The following is a 17,992-nucleotide window of genomic DNA, read 5'->3' as shown; positions in this document are numbered from 1 at the left end:
GCCTCTAGGATGAGCTCACGTCAATGTCGACGTAGTGAAAAGGAATTCAACGTGAACATCATCACCCTCACCCTCACCCTGCAACTGCCCGAAGGCTATGAACTCCCGGAAGCCGGCCGTGCCGAAATCAGTGTTCGAAATGCCGACGGTGTGCAGATCAGCGCCAGCGGCGGCCAGGGCTCCAACATGGCGCCAAGGGAGCCCCTCCGGCAGCCTTGGCAATATCGCTTCCAGGTCAGTGCCGAGACGGCGTCCGTGGGCGAGAAACTCTCGGTGAAAGCGCAAATGTACCGAGGCGATACCGCTCTTTTCCTTGATACCGAACAGGCCTTCACCTGGGATGGCACCGATCAACACGTTGACATCCTCCTGAGCCTGGCGCCAGCATCGCTGGCTGAAACTGTTCAAGCGCCCGTGTTCGGTTCCTGAGCCGCGACGTTACGCAGGGATGCTTGGACGCAAATCCGCTAAATGCTCATTGACGCCCGTGTGTAGCAAGCGTCAATGAGCCAGGTGCTTCCCCATGAAAAAACTCGCTCTGCTTGCATCCATGGCCATGCTGGCCGCTTGCCAATCGACAACCCCACCCTCTGCGTCCCTCGATGGGGAAGTCTTCTATCTGCAACGCATTGCCCTGCCGCCCAACGCGACCTTGAGCGTGAGCCTTCAGGACGTTTCCCTGGCCGACGCCCCTGCGGTGGTGCTCGATGAGCAGAGCGGCCCGGTCAAAGGCCAGGTCCCACTGCCGTTCCACCTCAGTTATGATCCCGCCCAGGTCAAGCCCGGCCATCGTTATGCCGTGAGCGCCCGCATCGAAGTGGATGGCCAGTTGATGTTCATCACCACCGAACAACACGCCGTGCAACTCGATGGCAAGGATCCGCAGCCGTTGAAGATCCGCGTCAACGCCGCACGCTGATTGCTTTTTCCAACTTTTTTTCAAGGACGCCATCATGCTCCGCTCCACCCTCCGTTTCACCGGCCTGTGCGCGGGCCTGTTGATCTGCGCCAATGCCATGGCCCTGTCCCTGGGCGACCTGTCGCAACAAGATGCCACCGGTGGCCTCAAGGACGCCTTGACCCAAGGCGCGCAAGTGGCGGTCAAGCAACTGGGCACACCCGGCGGCTTCAGCAACAACCCGGATGTGAAGATCGAGCTGCCAGGCAAGCTGGGCAAAGTCGCCAGCAAGATGAAGGCCTTCGGCATGGGTGAACAGGTCGAACAACTGGAAACCAGCATGAACCAGGCCGCTGAAGCCGCCGTGGTCCAGGCCCAGCCGATTCTGGTCAATGCCGTGAAAAACATGAGCGTGAGCGATGCCAAGGGCATCCTCAGCGGCGGCCAAGACTCGGCCACGCAATACCTGAACAAGAGCAGCCGCGAGCAGATCCGCGCCAAGTTCCTGCCTATCGTCAAGCAAGCCACCGACAAGGTCGGCGTGGCCCAGAAATACAATGCCTTCGCCGGCCAGGCCGCGACGTTCGGCGTGCTGGATGCCAAGAGCGCCAACATCGAAAACTACGTGACCGAACAGGCACTGGATGGGTTGTTCGAAATGATCGGCAAACAGGAAGCCACCATTCGCCAGAACCCGGCGGCTGCGGCGACCAGTTTGGCGAAGAAGGTTTTCGGCACTCTCTGATCCGGGGTTTTCAATCCAGCATCTTGATTGACTGTCACGCCCTCTTCGCGAGCAAGCCCGCTCCCACATTTAACCGCGTTCCTCCATGGAAATACGGTCGAATGTGGGAGCGGGCTTGCTCGCGAAGGCGGCGGCACATTAAACAATCAGCCTGCGGTTATCAGGTTTTCTTGACCCTGAACCACGCTGCATACAACGCCGGCAGAAACAACAGCGTCAACGCCGTGGCCACGATCAAGCCGCCCATGATCGCCACGGCCATCGGCCCGAAGAACAGGCTGCGCGACAGTGGGATCATCGCCAGCACCGCGGCCAGTGCAGTAAGCACAATGGGGCGAAAGCGGCGCACCGTGGCTTCGATAATCGCCTGCCAGGGCGCCAGCCCGGCCTTGATGTCCTGCTCGATCTGGTCCACCAGGATCACCGAGTTGCGCATGATCATCCCCGACAGCGCGATGGTGCCGAGCATGGCGACGAAACCGAACGGCTGGCGGAACACCAGCAGGAACAGCGTGACGCCGATCAACCCCAGGGGCGCGGTGAGAAACACCATGGCCGTGCGGGAGAAACTGCGCAGTTGCAACATCAGCAGCGTCAACACCACCACGATGAACAACGGCACGCCGGCATTCACCGATTTCTGGCCACGGGCCGAATCCTCCACCGTACCGCCCACTTCCAGCAGGTAACCGTCCGGCAGTTCGGCACGAATCGGCTCCAGGGTCGGGAATATCTGCTGCACCAGGGTCGCCGGCTGTTCCTTGCCGTAGATATCGGCCCGTACGGTCACGCTCGGCAGACGGTTGCGGTGCCAGATCACGCCTTCTTCGAAGCCGTATTCCAGGGTCGCGATCTGCGACAGGGCCACGCTCTTGCCGTTGTCGGTCGGCACGGCCAGGCTCGGCAGCAATGACAGCTCGGTGCGCTCATGCACCGTACCGCGCAGCAGGATTTCGATCAGTTCATTGTCCTCCCGGTACTGGCTGACACTGGAACCGGTGAGGGAGCTGCGCAGGAAACTCGCCAGGTCGGTCGTGCTGACGCCCAGGGCCCGGGCGCGGTCCTGATCGACATTCAGGTACACCACTTTGCTCGGTTCTTCCCAGTCCAGGTGCACGTTGACCACGTAGGGGTTTTCGCGAACTTTCGTCGCCACTTTCCGCGCCAAGGCCCGGACTTCTTCGATGTGCTCACCCGTGACGCGAAACTGCACCGGATAACCGACCGGCGGACCGTTTTCCAGGCGCGTGACCCGCGAGCGCAGGGTCGGAAATTGTTCGTTCAGGGTCGCGATCAACCAACTGCGCAAAGGCTCGCGGTCTTCGATGGTCTTGGCCAGCACCACGAACTGGGCGAAGCTGGAGGCCGGCAGTTGTTGGTCCAGCGGCAGATAGAAGCGCGGAGAACCGGTGCCGACGTAGGCCACGTAGTTGTCGATGCCGGCATGGTCCTTGAGCAGCGCTTCCAGGCGCTTGACCTGTTCGGCCGTATTGCTCAGGGAGGCGCCTTCCTGCAACTTCAGGTCAACCATCAGCTCCAGCCGCCCCGAGGCCGGGAAGAACTGCTGGGGCACGAACCGGAATAACACCACCGAGCCGACGAACAACAGCACGGTCAGCAGGATGACGGTTTTGCGGCGACGCACGCACCATTCCACCATCCGCCGGACACGCTGATAAAACGGCGTGCCGTAAGGGTCGGTCTGGCCGTCAGTCGTGCCATGTTTGGCCGCATGAATTTTCGCCAGGTCCGGCAAGAGCTTTTCCCCCAGATACGGCACGAACACCACGGCGGCCACCCAGGAGGCCAGCAAGGCCAGGGTCACGACCTGGAAAATCGAGCGGGTGTATTCGCCGGTGCCCGATTGCGCGGTGGCGATCGGCAGGAAGCCGGCCGCGGTGATCAACGTACCGGTGAGCATCGGGAATGCGGTGCTGGTCCAGGCGAAACTGGCGGCCTTGATCCGGTCATAGCCCTGCTCCATCTTGATCGCCATCATCTCCACCGCAATGATCGCGTCGTCCACCAGCAGCCCCAGGGCCAATACCAGCGCGCCGAGGGAAATCTTGTGCAGGCCGATCCCCAGGTAGTACATGGCGGCGAACGTCATCGCCAGCACCAGCGGGATCGCCAGGGCCACCACCATCCCGGTGCGCAGCCCGAGGGAGAAGAAGCTCACCAGCAACACAATGGTCAGCGCTTCCACCAACACCTGGACGAACTCGCCGACCCCGGTCTTCACCGCCGCCGGCTGGTCCGACACCTTGCGCAGTTGCATGCCGGCCGGCAGGGTGTTCTGGATGCGGGCGAAGTCGACTTCAAGGGCCTTGCCCAGAATCAGGATATCCCCGCCTTCCTTCATCGCCACGGCCAGGCCGATGGCGTCTTCGCCCATGAAGCGCATGCGGGGTGCCGGCGGGTCGTTGAAACCACGGCGCACGTCCGCCAGGTCGCTGATACGGAACGTACGATCGCCAACCCGGATCGGGAAGTTGCGGATCTCTTCCACGGTCTGGAAATTCCCCGAAACCCGTAGCTGCAAGCGCTCGCTGCCGGTTTCGAAGAAGCCTGCGGTGGAGACCGCGTTTTGCTCTTCAAGGGCCTGCTGGACCGCGGCCAAGGGCAGGCCGAGGGTCGCCAGTTTCACGTTCGACAATTCGATCCAGATCTTCTCGTCCTGCAAGCCGAGCAGCTCGACCTTGCCCACGTCCTTGACCCGCTGCAACTGGAGCTGGATGCGATCGGCGTAGTCCTTGAGCACGGCGTAGTCAAAGCCATCGCCGGTCAGTGCGTAAATATTGCCAAAGGTGGTGCCGAATTCGTCGTTGAAAAACGGCCCCTGGATACCCGGCGGCAAGGTGTGGCGGATGTCGCTGATCTTCTTGCGCAACTGGTACCACAGCTCGGGAATCTGCGCCGAATGCAGGGAGTCTCGGGCCATGAAGGTCACTTGGGACTCCCCCGGCCGGGAGAACGAGACGATCTTTTCGTAATCGCCAGTTTCCATCAGCTTCTTTTCGATGCGCTCAGTGACTTGTCGCGAAACCTCCTCGGCCGTGGCGCCTGGCCAGTTGGTGCGGATGACCATGGCCTTGAAGGTGAACGGCGGGTCTTCGCTCTGGCCGAGCTTGGTGTAGGAAAGCGCACCGACGATGGCCAGCAACAGCATCAGGAAAAGTACGATCTGGCGGTTACGCAGCGCCCATTCGGAAAGATTGAAACCCATCGCGGATTACTCCTTGGCCGTCAGGTTGACCACACGGTTGGAGCGATCCACCGGTCGCACCTGCTGGCCGTCGAGGAGCACATGCACACCGGCAGCCACCACCCAGTCATCGGGGCTGAGGCCTTCGAGCACCGGCACGGCCTTTTCGCCGAAGGCGCCGACCCGCACCGGGACTTTTTTCACGGTGTTGTTGGCATTGACCACCCAGACATACGTCGCGCCGTTTTCAGCCGTCAGGGCCGACAAAGGCACCGACAGCGGCACCTTGTCGGCGGTCTGGATAAACACCCGCGCGCTTTGGCCCAGCTCGGCCGGAACGCTGCCGGCAGTGAAGGCCACGCGGGCGGCAAAGGTACGGGACTTGGGGTCGGCGGCGGGCGACAGTTCGCGAATACGCCCGCTGAAACGCTGGTCGGGCTGGCTCCACAGTTCGACCGAGACCGGCTGGCCGATCTTGAACCGGCCAAAACCCTGTTCCGGCAGGCTGATCAGCACTTCACGCTCACCGTCGGTGGCCAGGGTGAAGACGGTTTGCCCGGCCGAGACCACCTGCCCGACCTCCACCGAACGCCGGGCCACCACGCCATCCTGGGGCGCACGCAGCACCGAATAGCTGGCCTGGTTGTTGGCGACATCGAACTCGGCCTTGATCTGCTTGAGCCGTGCGGTGCCAGAGCGATAAAGGTTTTCGGCGTTGTCGTACTGGGAGCGGCTGACCATCTGCCGCTCCATCAAGGTTTTGTAGCGGTCACGCTCGGCGCGAACCAGGTTCAGGTTGGCCTCGGCAGCCGCGACCTGGGCACGGGTCGCTTCCAGTTGCAGGCGCACATCCTCGGGATCGAGCTCGGCCAGCGGTTGGTTGGTCTTGACCCGCTGGCCCTCTTCCACCAGTCGTCGGCTCACTTTGCCGCCAATGCGAAAAGCCAGGTCGGGCTCGAAACGGGCCCGCACTTCGCCGGGGTAACTGTCCATCACCTGGGCCGACGGCTCGGGCTTGACCACCATGGCGGGGCGCACGGCGACGGGCACCGGCTCGTCATGACCGCACGCAGACAATAAAAAAGCCAGGGTGACTGGCACGGCGAGGGGCAGGGCATAGCGGAACATGACGAGTGACCTTTCGCTAATGGTGCTTGGAATAATTATACTGGCGAGTATGTTATTAATAGCAAACTCACCAGTCCAGTATTAAAGCGAAGAATGTCGAACAATCCCTCCCCCCCCAGCGGCCCTGGCCGCCCCAAAGACCTGGCCAAGCGCCAGGCCATTCTCGACGCGGCGAAAAGCCTGTTCCTGAGCATGGGCTACGCCAATACCAGCATGGACGCCGTCGCCACCGAAGCCGGGGTGTCGAAGCTGACGGTCTACAGCCATTTCAACGACAAGGAGACGCTGTTTTCCGCTGCCGTGATGGCCAAATGTGAAGAGCAGGTGCCGCCGCTGTTTTATGAATGGCCTGACGGCGTTCCGATCGAACAGGTGTTGTTGAACATCGCCCGCGGGTTCAACCAACTGATCAACAGCGACGAATCCCTGAACCTGCATCGGTTGATCATGGCCCTGGGCAGCCAGGACCCGAAGCTGTCGACGATTTTCTATGACGCAGGCCCACAGCGGATGCTCTCAGGCATGGAGCGGCTGCTGAACAAGGTCAACCAGAGCGGCGTCCTGAGCATCGATAAACCGCGCAATGCCGCCGAGCATTTTTTCTGCCTGATCAAGGGCGCAGCGAATTTCCGGTTGTTGACTGGCTGCGGCGCGGCGCCGGAACCGGAAGCCGCCGAGGCTCATGTGCAGGAAGTGGTGGGGTTGTTCATGCGGGCTTATCGGCCTTAGCTCGAACGCTAGCCTTTCGCTGGCTGGAAGGGCCTCATCGCGAGCAAGCTCGCTCCCACAGGGTTGATGAACACCACCTATCCAATGTGGGAGCGAGCTTGCTCGCGAAGGCGATGGCACAGCCAACATCACCGCCTCAGACAAATCGCTATCGCGAGCAGGCTCGCTCCCACAATTTGACCGAGGCGCTCACAAAACCTGGCCCCACCCCCACCCTCCTGTGGGAGCGAGCTTGCTCGCGATGCAGACAACTCGGTCTCAAGGCTTGAGCGCTTTCTTCGGGTAGATGTCGTAGCGACTGGATTTGCCATCGAGCCCATGGCTCGGCTTCGGCCCTTCGATGCACGGGGCTTTGCGCGGCCGCTTGACCACCACCCGGTGCGTCGCCAGGGCCAGGGCCGCGGCGAGCAGTGCCGGGGCGTCCGGGTCATCGCCCACCAGAGGGCGGAACAGGCGCATTTCCTTCTTCACCAGGGCGGTTTTCTCACGATGGGGAAACATCGGGTCGAGGTAGATCACCTGAGGCGGTTCGCCTTCCCAGTTGCGCATCACCTCAATGGAATTGCCCTTGAGCAAACGCATGCGCGCCACGATCGGCGCCACCTCGACGTCCTTGGCCCCACGGGCCAGGCCATCCTCCAGCAAGGCACCAATCAGCGGCTGGCGCTCGATCAGGCTCATGTCGCAGCCCAGGCTGGCCAGCACAAACGCATCCTTGCCCAACCCGGCCGTGGCATCCAGCACCCGCGGACGCACCCCCTGGGCAATCCCGACCGCCTTGGCGATCATCTGGCCGCTGCCGCCGCCGTACAAGCGCCGATGCGCCGCGCCACCTTCGACGAAGTCCACGCGCACCGGCCCTGGCGCATCCGGGCCCAATTGCTGCAATTGCAAGCCCTGCTCGCCGACTTGCAAGGCAAACTCGCCATCGTCCACTTGCAAAGGCAGGCCAAGCCGCTCGGCCCAGTGCTTGGCCTGCGGTTGGAAGGCCGGGGCCAGGGCCTCGACATGGATACGGCAGGCCGCAAGTTGCTCACTCATGGAAACATGCTCAAAAAATTAAGGATCGGCAAAAACGGCCGATAACAACGGTGAACGGCATTTTGCCAGAGCTGAGCGTCGACCGAGAAAAATGTCAGACATTCAATCCACATCGATAGGCGTTATCTCCCCTTACGGCGATTACAGCCTGCGCAACACCCAAGCACTGAGCGGCGTCAGTCACCTGTGGCAGGATTTTTTTGCCCGGGCCCTGGCCGATCAACTGGGTGATAACGCACCGGCGCCTGGCAGCTACCAGCCAGCGCCGCTCGATGAGACCGTTGAACCGACCCTCGGCGCGGAGCTGCTGGCGCACATCGTCAGCCAGCGCACCTGTGAAGTAACCGATACACCGGTCAAGCCGCCTGAGCCGCTGTTCCTGCCCATCGCCGAATTCGAACTCGACCTGCTGGACAAGCCCTTCCCACCCTTCCCAGCGGAAGAAATCGCCGCCCAGCAAAAACAGCAGACCTTCGAAAGCAACTGGGTTCGCCCACTCGTCCTCGCCGCCGGACAACCGCTGCCGGAGCCCGGCCCGGCACCGCAACCGCGCCCATTGCACTTGCCAATCGCCGAGTTCGAACTCGACCTGCTGGACAAGCCGTTCCCGCCATTCCCGGAAGAAGAGCTGGTGGCGCAGCAGAAACAACTGGACTTCGACACCCGCTGGGCGCGTCCAATCGTGCTGCAGAACCTGCGCATCGCCGCCTGACACTAAATCAACGACAAATCCACCATGGCCCCACATCCAGATGAAAATGGTTGCGGTGTGCCTCGTTGTAATCCGGACTCAAGACCACACTGAACATATCGCAGGCACCATCCCGGGCCTGACGAAGAAAGCGCGCATCGGCAGTGTCCTTGGGCCAGTCCCTGAGCACGCTGATCGTGCGCCCATCGGCCAGGCGAAACCCGGCGATGTCCAGCGCGCTGGCGGTGGCGTGCTGACTGCGCGCACCGCTCTCACGCCCGTACATGTTGCGGCAGGCGAAACTGCCAAGGTGATCGACCCGCGTCACCTTCTGCCCGTAAACCGCCATTGCCGCCGGCTGCAACCCATGGCGCTCGAACAGCGCGAACGCCACTGCCAGGGGGCAACTGGCGAGGAAACTGCTGCTCAACGCCACCTCACCGCCCTGCACCCTCAACACATTGGTCAACGGGCATGTCGTATTGGCACCGCTGTCGGCCTGGCGAGCGGTGCGCAGCCCCGAGGTGGCGAGAGCCTGGTCACACAGTTGCGGGTCGTTGCGCAGGGCCATGAGCTTGAAGCGGGTCAGCAGGTTGGGCGCGAGATTGACGTCCAACGGCGCCCAGGGATTCCATTGGGGCGGCAGCGCCACCCAGCCGCGCCATACCGCCAGCACGGCAACGCCAACGAGCAGTGCCACGACCGCAAGAGCTTTCAAAAACCGCACGATGTTGCCTCGGGCATCAACCCTTGAATAATTGGTTGGCCTGCTTGAACGGCATCGAGCGGCGCGTGAAGGTGAAGGTGCCCTGCCCCTGGATTTCCTCGGCGGCGCGGAAGAACTCGCCATACGCGGCCAGGGCCAGCGCCGACCCGACGCTGATGCGCTTGACGCCCAACTCGCTCAACTGCGCGACGGTCAGGTCCAGCGCCCCGGACATCAGTACGTTTACCGGTTTCGGCGCCACGGCCCGCACCACGGCGAGCACTTGCTCGGCGCTGCTCAGCCCCGGCGCGTACAACACGTCGGCCCCCGCGTCCGCGAAGGCCTTCAGGCGGCGAAGGGTGTCGTCCAGGTCCGGGTTGCCATGCAGGAAGTTTTCCGCCCGGGCCGTCAGCAGAAAGGGATACGGCAAGCTGCGCACGGCCTCGGCTGCCGCCTTGACCCGCGCCACCGCATGGTCGAAGCAATAGATCGGGCTGTCTTCGCGCCCCGTGGCATCCTCGATCGAACCACCCACCGCACCGGCCTCTGCCGCCCGGAGCAGGCTACGCGCGCAGTCCTCGGGGGCATCGGCAAAACCGTTCTCCAGGTCGACGGCCACTGGCAGGTCAGTGGCGGCCACAATCGCCCGCACATTAGCCAGGGTGTCATCCAGGCCCAACGCGCCATCGGGTCGGCCCAAGGAAAAGGCGTGACCGGCACTGGTGGTCGCCAAGGCTTCGAAGCCGAGGCTGGCCAGCATCTTGGCCGAACCGGCATCCCACGGGTTGGGAATGACAAACGCCCCTTCGCGTTCGTGCAAGGCCTTGAACGCCTGGGCTCGACGAATTTGCGCTTCCATGTAGTTCGCTCCTGAGCAGAGAGGGAGTGGGCCTCAGAGCAAACCCAGTTGCTCGGCGGCGGGCTCTCTATATAGCGCAGGCAGGGCCGGCAAGCCAGGCAATCGATCCATCAAACGCTGGTGAAAGCGTTGTGCGAGCCGGGCCGCCAGCCGGTTGTCGGCGGTGTGCAGGAAGATATAAGGCGTGCGCCCCTCTTCGATCCACTCGGCGATTTTCTCTACCCAGGGCGTCAGGAACGGCTCGTTGGCTTCGAGCACCGGATGGCCGATGAAGCGCACTTGCGGGCATTGGGTGAACGCCGCGGGCCGGGGTGGCACGCGGGGCTTTTTCGATTGTGCGTGGAGCACAGCAGGATCAGGGGAGGTGCAACTGAACAAGGCCCGAGGATCGAGGCAGATGCGTTCGACGCCGCGATCGAGCAACAACCGATTGAGGCGTCGCTCGGCGTCACCCTTGGCAAAGAACTCATCGTGACGGACCTCCACGGCCAAGGGGCGCTGCAAAGCGTCGATGAACCCTGCCAGTTCCGCCAACCGATTCGGAGTGAAGGCCTTGGACAGTTGCAGCCAGTACGGCGCAACGCGCTCGCCCAACGGGCTGAGCAGTTGCAGGAAGGTTTCGGTGGCCGTCAGGCGTTCGCGCAAGTCGCCATTGTGGCTGATGTCACCGGGGAACTTGGCGGTGAAGCGAAAGTGCTCGGGCATGATTTCGGCCCAGCGCTGGACCGTGGCCGCAGACGGGCTGGCGTAGAAGGTCGTATTGCCTTCCACGGCATTGAACACTTGGGAATAGAGATTGAGGAAGTCGGTGCTTTTGGCGTCCTGGGGATAAAGGTAATCGCGCCAGGCGTTTTCGCTCCAGGACGGACAGCCCAGGTAGTAAGGCAAGACCATCAGATGTAGAGATCGAGTCCCAGCACTTCCATATCCCAATCGACGAAACCGGCAGTGCTCAGGTAGCTCGCCAGGGCCGTAGCGACACTGCGGCTCATTGCGCGGTGATAAAGCATGTCTTGCTGACGGGCGGGGAGATTGCTCAGGCGTTGCGCGGAAGCTTTGGCGGCGCGGGAGGCCAGTTGCTCCTCGGACGGAAATTCCAGGTCGCCGTCGATGTCATCGAAGTTTTCCGGCTCAGTGGCTTTACCCGCCCGAGGCCGACGCTTGATGGGATAGGACTGGGATGAAACGCCGTCTATACGCATAACAGAATGCTCGGTATCAATGATGGCAATTTAGCGGCACTTTCGCAGCCGCGCAAATGCGCAAGTGATAACTAGAGCACATAAAGTCGAAAAGGTTTAAAAACGGCCTGAAAAAGTGACGACTGGCAGTATTGGGTGTGACTTTTGAAGGTGCAAATGACTTTTGCGAGCGCACCGCTTTTTTGGGAAGGCCAACGCTTTTGTGGCGAGGGAGCTTGCTCCCGCTGGGCTACGAAGAAGCCCCAATACCTGACCAGAAACGGTGCGAATGAGACTTTAGGGCCGCTTCGCGCCTCAGCGGGAGCAAGCTCCCTCGCCACAACGGTGCTCGCTTGAACACTTGTTGCTGTCGAGTTACCGCTCGGATTTCGGCGTTGCGACTTTGTCTCGCAAGTAAACGGGCTGCGCATCGTCCGCCGGGATGGCTTCGCCGCGTTCCCAGGCGAAGCGGGCCAGGGCCAGCAGGTCTTCGGCATGGGGCAGCATTGAGGCGTCCTGGCCGATCAGGCTGACACCGATGCGCTCGCCGTAACCCCAACCTGTGCCGGCGCCGAACCAGTCACCGTCGGCCCCGCTTGGCAACGCCGCGGCCTCGGGTGGCAATACCGCCTCGGCCCCCACCAGGCGCATCTCGCCGTCGGTTTCGCGATAGCAGCCCCAGTAGACTTCGTCCATGCGCGCATCGATGGCCGCGGCGACCTGGTGAGCGCCCTGTTCACGCAGGGCGCGCTGGGCCAACACCGCCAGGTTCGACACCGGCAACACCGGCCGCTCCAGGGCAAACGCCAACCCCTGCACCACACCGATGGCAATGCGCACCCCCGTAAAAGCCCCCGGCCCGCGACCGAAGGCAATCGCGTCCACCGCCTGCAAGGTCGTCCCGGCGTCGCTCAGCAGTTGCTGGATCATCGGCAACAGTTTCTGCGCATGCAGGCGCGGGATCACCTCGTAATGGCTCGTGACCTTGCCGTCGTGCAGCAAGGCAACGGAGCAAGCTTCAGTCGCGGTGTCCAGGGCCAGCAAGGTGCTCATCGATGTATCCGTCAATCAGGTGAAAAAAGTGCGCCAGTATAAACAACTACGGCCCGCAAGCGGGCCGTAGTTGATGCAGCTGATCAGACTTTTCAGCTCAAGGCTGCGAGCACCTTGGCAGTGATCGCTTCAACCGAACCGACGCCTTCGATATGGCTGTACTTCGGCTTGCCGTTGGCGGCCGACAGTTTCTGATAGAAATCCACCAGCGGCTTGGTCTGGGAATGATAGACCGACAGGCGATGACGCACGGTTTCCTCGGTGTCGTCCTTGCGTTGCACCAGGTCTTCACCTGTCACGTCGTCCTTGCCTTCGGTTTTCGGCGGATTGTAGACGGTGTGGTAAACGCGACCGGAAGACTCATGAACGCGTCGGCCGGCAATGCGCTGGACGATTTCCTCGTCTTCGACGGCAATTTCAACCACCGCATCCAACTCGACACCAGCAGACACCAAGGCTTCAGCCTGGGGAATGGTGCGCGGGAAGCCATCGAACAGGAAGCCATTGGCGCAGTCGGGTTGAGCGATACGATCCTTGACCAGGGCGATGATCAGGTCATCCGACACCAGGCCGCCGGCATCCATGATGCTCTTGGCTTGAACGCCCAGTGGCGTGCCCGCCTTGACCGCGGCACGCAGCATGTCGCCAGTGGAGATTTGCGGGATACCGAATTTTTCGGTGATGAACTTTGCCTGAGTACCTTTACCGGCCCCGGGAGCTCCCAGCAGAATGACGCGCATCGATGTGCTCCTCAATTTTTTTATGTAAAACGCTCGGATTCGCCTCGTGGGGCCAATCTTCGAAAAACTGGATCGTGACCGCCCAAACGGCCAAAGGCTGATCAAGATACACAGCAGGCCCGACCCACACAAGCCGCCGAAAGTCGGAGGAACCCGCGCCCGATACGACCTTCGGAGGGGGTGGCGAGCGTCGTAACCGAACGACAAACTGTCGCCTGCTCGACCTGCCCCCTCCCCCGACGGACAACGCCCGGGAACGCCGGACGAGCCGTTTCGCTGCGTCGCCTGATGTTAGCCGGTATTACGCAAACCGGCGGCAATCCCCGCCACAGACACCAGCAACGCCTGCTCCACAGGGCTGCCCTGGGCCACATCCTGCTGCCGCGAGCGTGCCAACAGTTCGGCCTGCAACAGGTGCAACGGGTCGAGGTAGGTGTTGCGCAGGCGAATGAATTCCAGCGTGGCTGGGCTATGTGCCAGTAGCTGCGACTGGCCGGTCAAGCCAAGGACCACCGAGCACGCCTGCGACAATAGGTCGCGTAAATGCGCCCCCAAAGGCAACAGCCCAGGTTCCACCAAACGCTCGTCGTAAGAGCGCGCGATATCGGCGTCAGCCTTGGCCAGCACCATCTCCAGCATATCGATGCGGGTCCGGAAGAACGGCCATTGCTCGCGCATCTGCCCCAGCAACTCCCCTTCGCCGCGCTCCAGGGCTTTGCTCAGTGCGGTCTCCCAGCCGAGCCAGGCCGGCAGCATCAGGCGGGTCTGGGTCCAGCCGAAGATCCACGGAATCGCCCGCAGGCTTTCGATACCACCGGCGCGACGCTTGGCCGGACGGCTGCCCAGGGGCAGGCGCCCGAGTTCCTGCTCGGGGGTGGACTGGCGGAAGTACTCGACGAATTGCGGGTTCTCCCGTACCACGGCGCGGTAGGCACTGACGCCGTCGGCCGCCAGTTCGTCCATCAAGCCCCGCCACTGCGGCGTGGGTGGCGGCGGTGGCAGCAACGTCGCTTCAAGCACCGCGGCGAGGTAAAGATTGAGGTTCTGTTCGGCGATGTCCGGCAGGCCGAATTTGAAACGAATCATTTCACCTTGCTCGGTGGTGCGGAAACGCCCGGCCACCGAGCCCGGAGGCTGGGACAGGATCGCCGCGTGCGCAGGACCGCCACCACGGCCCACGGTGCCACCGCGACCGTGGAACAACAGCAGTTCGACTTGCTGCTCGCGGCAGATGTCCACCAGCCGCTCCTGGGCCCGATACTGCGCCCAGGCCGCCGCCGTGGTCCCGGCATCCTTGGCCGAATCGGAATAGCCGATCATCACTTCCTGGGGCCCTTGCAGCCGTGAACGATAGCCCGGCAGCAGCAACAACCGCTCGATCACCGGCCCGGCGTTGTCCAGGTCGGCCAGGGTCTCGAACAGCGGCACCACCCGCATCGGTCGCAACACGCCGGCGTCCTTCAATAACAACTGCACGGCGAGGACATCGGAAGCCGCGCCGGCCATGGAGATCACGTAGGAGCCCAGGGACGCCGCCGGCGCCGCCGCCACTTCCCGGCATGTCGCCAACACTTCCGCCGTGTCGGCCGAGGGCTTGAAATGGGCTGGCAGCAGCGGACGCCGGTTGTTCAGTTCCTCGAGCAGGAAGCTGATGCGCTGCTCCTCGTTCCAATCCTCATAACGGCCCAGGCCCAGGTAGTCGGTTATTTCCGTCATGGCGGCGCTATGGCGCGTCGAGTCCTGGCGAACATCGAGGCGCACCAGGAACAGGCCAAAGGTCACCGCCCGGCGCAGGCAATCGAGCAACGGCCCGTCGGCAATCACGCCCATGCCGCACTCGTGCAGGGAGTGGTAGCACAGCTCCAAGGGGTCTAACAGTTCGCGGTTGTGCTGCAACACCTCGGCGCTGGGTGGCGTGGCGGCACTCAAGGAGGCGTGCGCCCAGTTGCGGGTGGCGCGCAGGCGTTCGCGCAGTTGCTTGAGCACGGCGCGATACGGTTCGGCGCTGTCGCCGGCCTGGGCACGCAAGGCCTCGCTGGCGTTTTGCATGGACAGTTCGGCCGCCAGTTGGTCGACGTCCCGCAGGTACAGGTCCGCCGCCATCCACCGCGCCAGCAACAGCACCTCGCGGGTCACGACGGCGGTGACGTTCGGGTTGCCGTCACGGTCGCCGCCCATCCACGAGGCAAAGCGGATCGGCGCGGCCTCCAGGGGCAGGCGCAAGCCGGTGGCGGCGTGCAGGGCCTGGTCGGCCTTGCGTAGGTAATTGGGGATGGCGTGCCACAGCGAATGCTCGATCACCGCGAACCCCCACTTGGCTTCATCCACCGGGGTCGGCCGGGTGCGGCGGATTTCTTCGGTGTGCCAGGCTTCGGCGATCAAGCGTTGCAGGCGTTCGTGAATCTGCGCGCGCTCGGCGCTGGTCAGGTCGCGGTGATCCTGGGCCGCCAGTTGCGCGGCGATGGCGTCGTATTTCTGGATCAGCGTACGGCGAGCCACTTCCGTGGGGTGGGCCGTGAGGACCAGTTCGATCTCCAGCCGCCCCAACTGCCGGGCCAGGGCCTCGGCGCCATGGCCCTCGGCACGCAACCGGGCGAGCAGTTCGGGCAGGACCCGTGCCTCGAAGGGCGCCGGTTGCGATTCTTCGCGGCGATGGATGAGCTGGTACTGTTCGGCGATGTTGGCAAGGTTGAGAAATTGGTTGAACGCCCGCGCCACCGGCAGCAATTCGTCCTCGCTCAGCTGGTTGAGGCTGGCGCTGAGTTCGGCATCCACGGAACCACGTCGGTCAGCCTTGGCCCCCTTGCGGATCTGCTCGATCTTGTCGAGAAACGTGTCCCCGTATTGTTCGCGGATGGTATTGCCCAGCAGTTCGCCGAGCAGGTGGACATCCTCGCGCAAGCGGGCATCGATATCGGTCATCAGCATTTCTCCAGCAAAAAAGTCCGGACAGCTCTTGGCTTAGAGAGTGCCGATGCCCGCCGCTTATGACAAGCGACGAAGGGACTTTAAACCTTGTTCAACAAAGCTAGTCTGATGAGTAAGCCACACAACGGCTTGTCACTCACCGCGCCTGCCACGAGCAGGCTGATTGAGGTCATCATGAAAATTCGTGAGCTTGCCCAGCATTGGGAAGAAAACGCCAAGGGTCGCCTGACCCAGACCGGCTACACGATCCATCTGGACGTGGAAGCCGCCGCGCGCCTGGCAGCGATCTGCGACATGTACCCCAAGCGCCAGCCCGAGGAACTGCTGGGCGAGCTGATCGGGGCGGCGCTGGAAGAGCTGGAAGCCAGCTTTCCCTACATCAAGGGTTCGCAAGTCGTCGCCACCGATGAAGAAGGTGACCCGCTGTACGAAGACGTGGGCCCGACCCCGCGATTCCTCGCGTTGTCCCGTCGGCACCTGCACGAACTTTCCTCGCAGAACGACAAATCCAAACACTGATTCCTCCATTCCAACGTGCGGTTTTCCGGCGCGGGGCCTTTCCACCCGCGCCGCGATACCCCTGCGCGCCTTGAAAGTTCAGCTTTTCTGCCACTGACCGATCAGTCAGCAATTCTTTTGGCGAATGGCCATCTTCGCTGAACTTTTGAAAAACGCCTCGGGTCACACCGAGTAACCATACTGGAACGGTTGTTTAAATAAACGCGCCTTGGCGCCAACGCCAAACCAGACGTCACGGTTTCGGTCCCAGCATGGATTTGTCGTTTTTTCAGGAGTTTTCCAATGGAGTTGAAGCCTATGAATACCTGCACTGCCAAACCCTCATCCACTGGCCTGCGCGGCTTGAAGTTGGCTGCCCTGGCGATCGGTAGCAGCTTCATTCTCGCCGGTTGCGCCGGTAATCCACCTTCGGAGCAGTACGCGGTGACCCAATCGGCGGTCAACAGCGCCGTCAGCGCCGGCGGTACCGAATTCGCCGCCGTGGAAATGAAATCGGCCCAGGACAAGCTCAAGCAAGCCGAAATCGCCATGCATGACAAGAAGTACGACGAAGCCAAGCGACTGGCCGAACAGGCCGAGTGGGATGCCCGCGTCGCCGAGCGCAAGGCCCAGGCCGCCAAGGCCGAACAAGCACTCAAGGATTCTCAGAAAGGGGTTCAGGAACTGCGTCAGGAAGGCATGAACAAGGTTCAGTAAACCGTTCACGCCACGACGTACTTCTCATTGATAAAAGGACGACAGACTATGATGCACAAACACTTGATGATGCCCGCCCTGCTCGCTGCCTGCGTAGCCCTGGCCGCTTGCTCCCATGACCCGAACGCGAACCTGGAACAGGCGCGCACCAACTACAACGGCCTGCAGGCCGATCCGGCGGCGACTAAAGTGGCGGCCCTGGAAACCAAAGACGCGGCGGACTTCCTGGCCAAGGCCGACAAGGCCTACCTGGACAAGGAAGACGAAGCCAAGGTCGACCAACTGGCCTACCTGACCAACCAGCGCGTCGAAGTGGCCAAGCAGACCATCGCCCTGCGCAACGCCGAAGCTGAACTGAAAAACGCTGGCGACCAACGCGCCCGTGCGCTGCTCGACGCGCGTAACGCGCAGATCAAGCAACTGCAGGACAGCCTGAACGCCAAGCAGACCGAACGCGGTACGCTGGTGACCTTCGGCGACGTGCTGTTTGCCACCAACAAGTCCGACCTGCGCGCCAACGGCCTGGTCAATGTGAACAAACTGGCGCAGTTCCTTCAGGAAAACCCCGACCGCAAGGTGATCATCGAAGGCTATACCGATAGCACCGGTTCGGATTCCTACAACCAGTCGTTGTCCGAACGCCGCGCCAGTTCCGTGCGCACCGAACTGGTGAAGATGGGCGTCGACCCGGCTCGCATCGTGACCCAGGGCTACGGCAAGGAATTCCCGGTGGCTGACAACACCAGCGTCTCGGGCCGTGCGATGAATCGTCGCGTGGAAGTGACCATCTCCAACGACAACCAGCCAGTGGCCCCGCGCTCGACCATGAGCGCCAACTGATCGGCTGAGTGCAACAAAAAAGCCCCGCCTGAT

18 protein-coding genes are annotated in these 17,992 nt (G+C 62.4%); 8 read left to right on the top strand and 10 right to left on the bottom strand.

From position 1 onward, the window contains the following. Window positions 1-51: 51 nt before the first annotated feature. The 3 genes from AC515T_RS05385 (at window position 52) to AC515T_RS05375 (ending at window position 1,643) form a co-directional block, all read left to right on the top strand. On the top strand, window positions 52-429 hold the full coding sequence (locus AC515T_RS05385; protein ID WP_496531702.1) for a hypothetical protein: 378 nt from the start codon (window positions 52-54) through the stop codon (window positions 427-429). 94 nt (window positions 430-523) lie between these two features. Then, complete coding sequence (locus AC515T_RS05380; RefSeq protein ID WP_496531701.1) at window positions 524-919, top strand: YbaY family lipoprotein; 396 nt, start codon at window positions 524-526, stop codon at window positions 917-919. Window positions 920-953: 34 nt separating this feature from the next. After that, window positions 954-1,643 (top strand): DUF4197 domain-containing protein, encoded by a 690-nt coding sequence (locus AC515T_RS05375; protein WP_496531700.1) that lies wholly within the window; start codon window positions 954-956, stop codon window positions 1,641-1,643. Window positions 1,644-1,803: 160 nt separating this feature from the next. On the opposite strand, the gene AC515T_RS05370 is transcribed toward AC515T_RS05375, so the two are convergent. Together AC515T_RS05370 and AC515T_RS05365 are read right to left on the bottom strand one after the other, a co-directional pair. Beyond that, window positions 1,804-4,869, bottom strand: a complete 3,066-nt coding sequence (locus AC515T_RS05370) for an efflux RND transporter permease subunit (RefSeq protein ID WP_496531699.1) — start codon at window positions 4,867-4,869, stop codon at window positions 1,804-1,806. Window positions 4,870-4,875: 6 nt separating this feature from the next. Further along, a complete protein-coding gene (locus tag AC515T_RS05365) occupies window positions 4,876-5,976 on the bottom strand; it encodes an efflux RND transporter periplasmic adaptor subunit (protein ID WP_496531698.1) in 1,101 nt (366 codons plus the stop codon). 93 nt (window positions 5,977-6,069) lie between these two features. Here AC515T_RS05365 and AC515T_RS05360 point away from each other — a divergent pair, with 93 nt between their 5' ends. After that, complete coding sequence (locus AC515T_RS05360; RefSeq protein ID WP_496531697.1) at window positions 6,070-6,705, top strand: TetR/AcrR family transcriptional regulator; 636 nt, start codon at window positions 6,070-6,072, stop codon at window positions 6,703-6,705. Between the two features lie 258 nt (window positions 6,706-6,963). Here AC515T_RS05360 and AC515T_RS05355 read toward each other — a convergent pair whose 3' ends face one another. Beyond that, window positions 6,964-7,746, bottom strand: coding sequence for a class I SAM-dependent methyltransferase (locus AC515T_RS05355; protein ID WP_496531696.1), 783 nt, complete (start codon window positions 7,744-7,746; stop codon window positions 6,964-6,966). 91 nt (window positions 7,747-7,837) lie between these two features. On the opposite strand from AC515T_RS05355, the gene AC515T_RS05350 reads away from it, so the two are divergent. Next, the gene (locus tag AC515T_RS05350; RefSeq protein WP_496531695.1) at window positions 7,838-8,458 is read left to right on the top strand and encodes an energy transducer TonB; all 621 of its coding nucleotides are present in this window, start codon (window positions 7,838-7,840) and stop codon (window positions 8,456-8,458) included. A gap of 7 nt (window positions 8,459-8,465) precedes the next feature. Here AC515T_RS05350 and AC515T_RS05345 read toward each other — a convergent pair whose 3' ends face one another. The 7 genes from AC515T_RS05345 to ppc form a co-directional block, all read right to left on the bottom strand. Beyond that, window positions 8,466-9,164, bottom strand: a complete 699-nt coding sequence (locus AC515T_RS05345) for an extensin-like domain-containing protein (RefSeq protein ID WP_496531694.1) — start codon at window positions 9,162-9,164, stop codon at window positions 8,466-8,468. A gap of 16 nt (window positions 9,165-9,180) precedes the next feature. Continuing rightward, window positions 9,181-10,002, bottom strand: coding sequence for an isocitrate lyase/PEP mutase family protein (locus AC515T_RS05340; protein ID WP_496531693.1), 822 nt, complete (start codon window positions 10,000-10,002; stop codon window positions 9,181-9,183). 33 nt (window positions 10,003-10,035) lie between these two features. Next, the gene (locus AC515T_RS05335; RefSeq protein ID WP_496531692.1) at window positions 10,036-10,896 is read right to left on the bottom strand and encodes a DUF72 domain-containing protein; all 861 of its coding nucleotides are present in this window, start codon (window positions 10,894-10,896) and stop codon (window positions 10,036-10,038) included. Beyond that, the gene (locus tag AC515T_RS05330; RefSeq protein ID WP_496531691.1) at window positions 10,896-11,204 is read right to left on the bottom strand and encodes a hypothetical protein; all 309 of its coding nucleotides are present in this window, start codon (window positions 11,202-11,204) and stop codon (window positions 10,896-10,898) included. Before AC515T_RS05330 ends, AC515T_RS05335 begins: the two co-directional genes overlap by 1 nt. 354 nt (window positions 11,205-11,558) lie before the next feature. After that, on the bottom strand, window positions 11,559-12,236 hold the full coding sequence (gene tsaB, locus AC515T_RS05325) for a tRNA (adenosine(37)-N6)-threonylcarbamoyltransferase complex dimerization subunit type 1 TsaB (protein ID WP_496531690.1): 678 nt from the start codon (window positions 12,234-12,236) through the stop codon (window positions 11,559-11,561). Window positions 12,237-12,328: 92 nt separating this feature from the next. Then, window positions 12,329-12,976, bottom strand: a complete 648-nt coding sequence (adk, locus tag AC515T_RS05320) for an adenylate kinase (RefSeq protein ID WP_496531689.1) — start codon at window positions 12,974-12,976, stop codon at window positions 12,329-12,331. Between the two features lie 291 nt (window positions 12,977-13,267). Continuing rightward, complete coding sequence (gene ppc / locus AC515T_RS05315; RefSeq protein ID WP_496531688.1) at window positions 13,268-15,898, bottom strand: phosphoenolpyruvate carboxylase; 2,631 nt, start codon at window positions 15,896-15,898, stop codon at window positions 13,268-13,270. A 180-nt stretch (window positions 15,899-16,078) separates the two neighbouring features. Between ppc and AC515T_RS05310 the strand changes: the two genes are divergently transcribed. The 3 genes from AC515T_RS05310 (at window position 16,079) to lptF (ending at window position 17,959) form a co-directional block, all read left to right on the top strand. Continuing rightward, a complete protein-coding gene (locus AC515T_RS05310; RefSeq protein WP_003198166.1) occupies window positions 16,079-16,423 on the top strand; it encodes a hypothetical protein in 345 nt (114 codons plus the stop codon). Between the two features lie 282 nt (window positions 16,424-16,705). Then, window positions 16,706-17,119 carry a DUF4398 domain-containing protein gene (locus AC515T_RS05305; protein ID WP_003198164.1) on the top strand — a complete coding sequence of 138 codons (414 nt, stop codon included), beginning with the start codon at window positions 16,706-16,708 and terminating at the stop codon, window positions 17,117-17,119. Window positions 17,120-17,170: 51 nt separating this feature from the next. Further along, complete coding sequence (lptF, locus tag AC515T_RS05300) at window positions 17,171-17,959, top strand: lipotoxin F family OmpA-related lipoprotein LptF (RefSeq protein WP_496533076.1); 789 nt, start codon at window positions 17,171-17,173, stop codon at window positions 17,957-17,959. Window positions 17,960-17,992: the final 33 nt, after the last annotated feature.

Source organism: Pseudomonas sp. FSO-7, assembly GCF_059579345.1.
This window is presented reverse-complemented; position numbering and strand designations above follow the sequence as displayed.

Coding starts and splice junctions, on each gene's coding strand:
- AC515T_RS05380 (WP_496531701.1), top strand. CDS start 524: ATGAAAAAACTCGCTCTGCTTGCATCCATGGCCATGCTGGCCGCTTGC.
- AC515T_RS05375 (WP_496531700.1), top strand. CDS start 954: ATGCTCCGCTCCACCCTCCGTTTCACCGGCCTGTGCGCGGGCCTGTTG.
- AC515T_RS05370 (WP_496531699.1), bottom strand. CDS start 4,869: ATGGGTTTCAATCTTTCCGAATGGGCGCTGCGTAACCGCCAGATCGTA.
- AC515T_RS05365 (WP_496531698.1), bottom strand. CDS start 5,976: ATGTTCCGCTATGCCCTGCCCCTCGCCGTGCCAGTCACCCTGGCTTTT.
- AC515T_RS05360 (WP_496531697.1), top strand. CDS start 6,070: ATGTCGAACAATCCCTCCCCCCCCAGCGGCCCTGGCCGCCCCAAAGAC.
- AC515T_RS05355 (WP_496531696.1), bottom strand. CDS start 7,746: ATGAGTGAGCAACTTGCGGCCTGCCGTATCCATGTCGAGGCCCTGGCC.
- AC515T_RS05350 (WP_496531695.1), top strand. CDS start 7,838: ATGTCAGACATTCAATCCACATCGATAGGCGTTATCTCCCCTTACGGC.
- AC515T_RS05340 (WP_496531693.1), bottom strand. CDS start 10,002: ATGGAAGCGCAAATTCGTCGAGCCCAGGCGTTCAAGGCCTTGCACGAA.
- AC515T_RS05335 (WP_496531692.1), bottom strand. CDS start 10,896: ATGGTCTTGCCTTACTACCTGGGCTGTCCGTCCTGGAGCGAAAACGCC.
- AC515T_RS05330 (WP_496531691.1), bottom strand. CDS start 11,204: ATGCGTATAGACGGCGTTTCATCCCAGTCCTATCCCATCAAGCGTCGG.
- tsaB (WP_496531690.1), bottom strand. CDS start 12,236: ATGAGCACCTTGCTGGCCCTGGACACCGCGACTGAAGCTTGCTCCGTT.
- adk (WP_496531689.1), bottom strand. CDS start 12,976: ATGCGCGTCATTCTGCTGGGAGCTCCCGGGGCCGGTAAAGGTACTCAG.
- ppc (WP_496531688.1), bottom strand. CDS start 15,898: ATGACCGATATCGATGCCCGCTTGCGCGAGGATGTCCACCTGCTCGGC.
- AC515T_RS05310 (WP_003198166.1), top strand. CDS start 16,079: ATGAAAATTCGTGAGCTTGCCCAGCATTGGGAAGAAAACGCCAAGGGT.
- AC515T_RS05305 (WP_003198164.1), top strand. CDS start 16,706: ATGGAGTTGAAGCCTATGAATACCTGCACTGCCAAACCCTCATCCACT.
- lptF (WP_496533076.1), top strand. CDS start 17,171: ATGCACAAACACTTGATGATGCCCGCCCTGCTCGCTGCCTGCGTAGCC.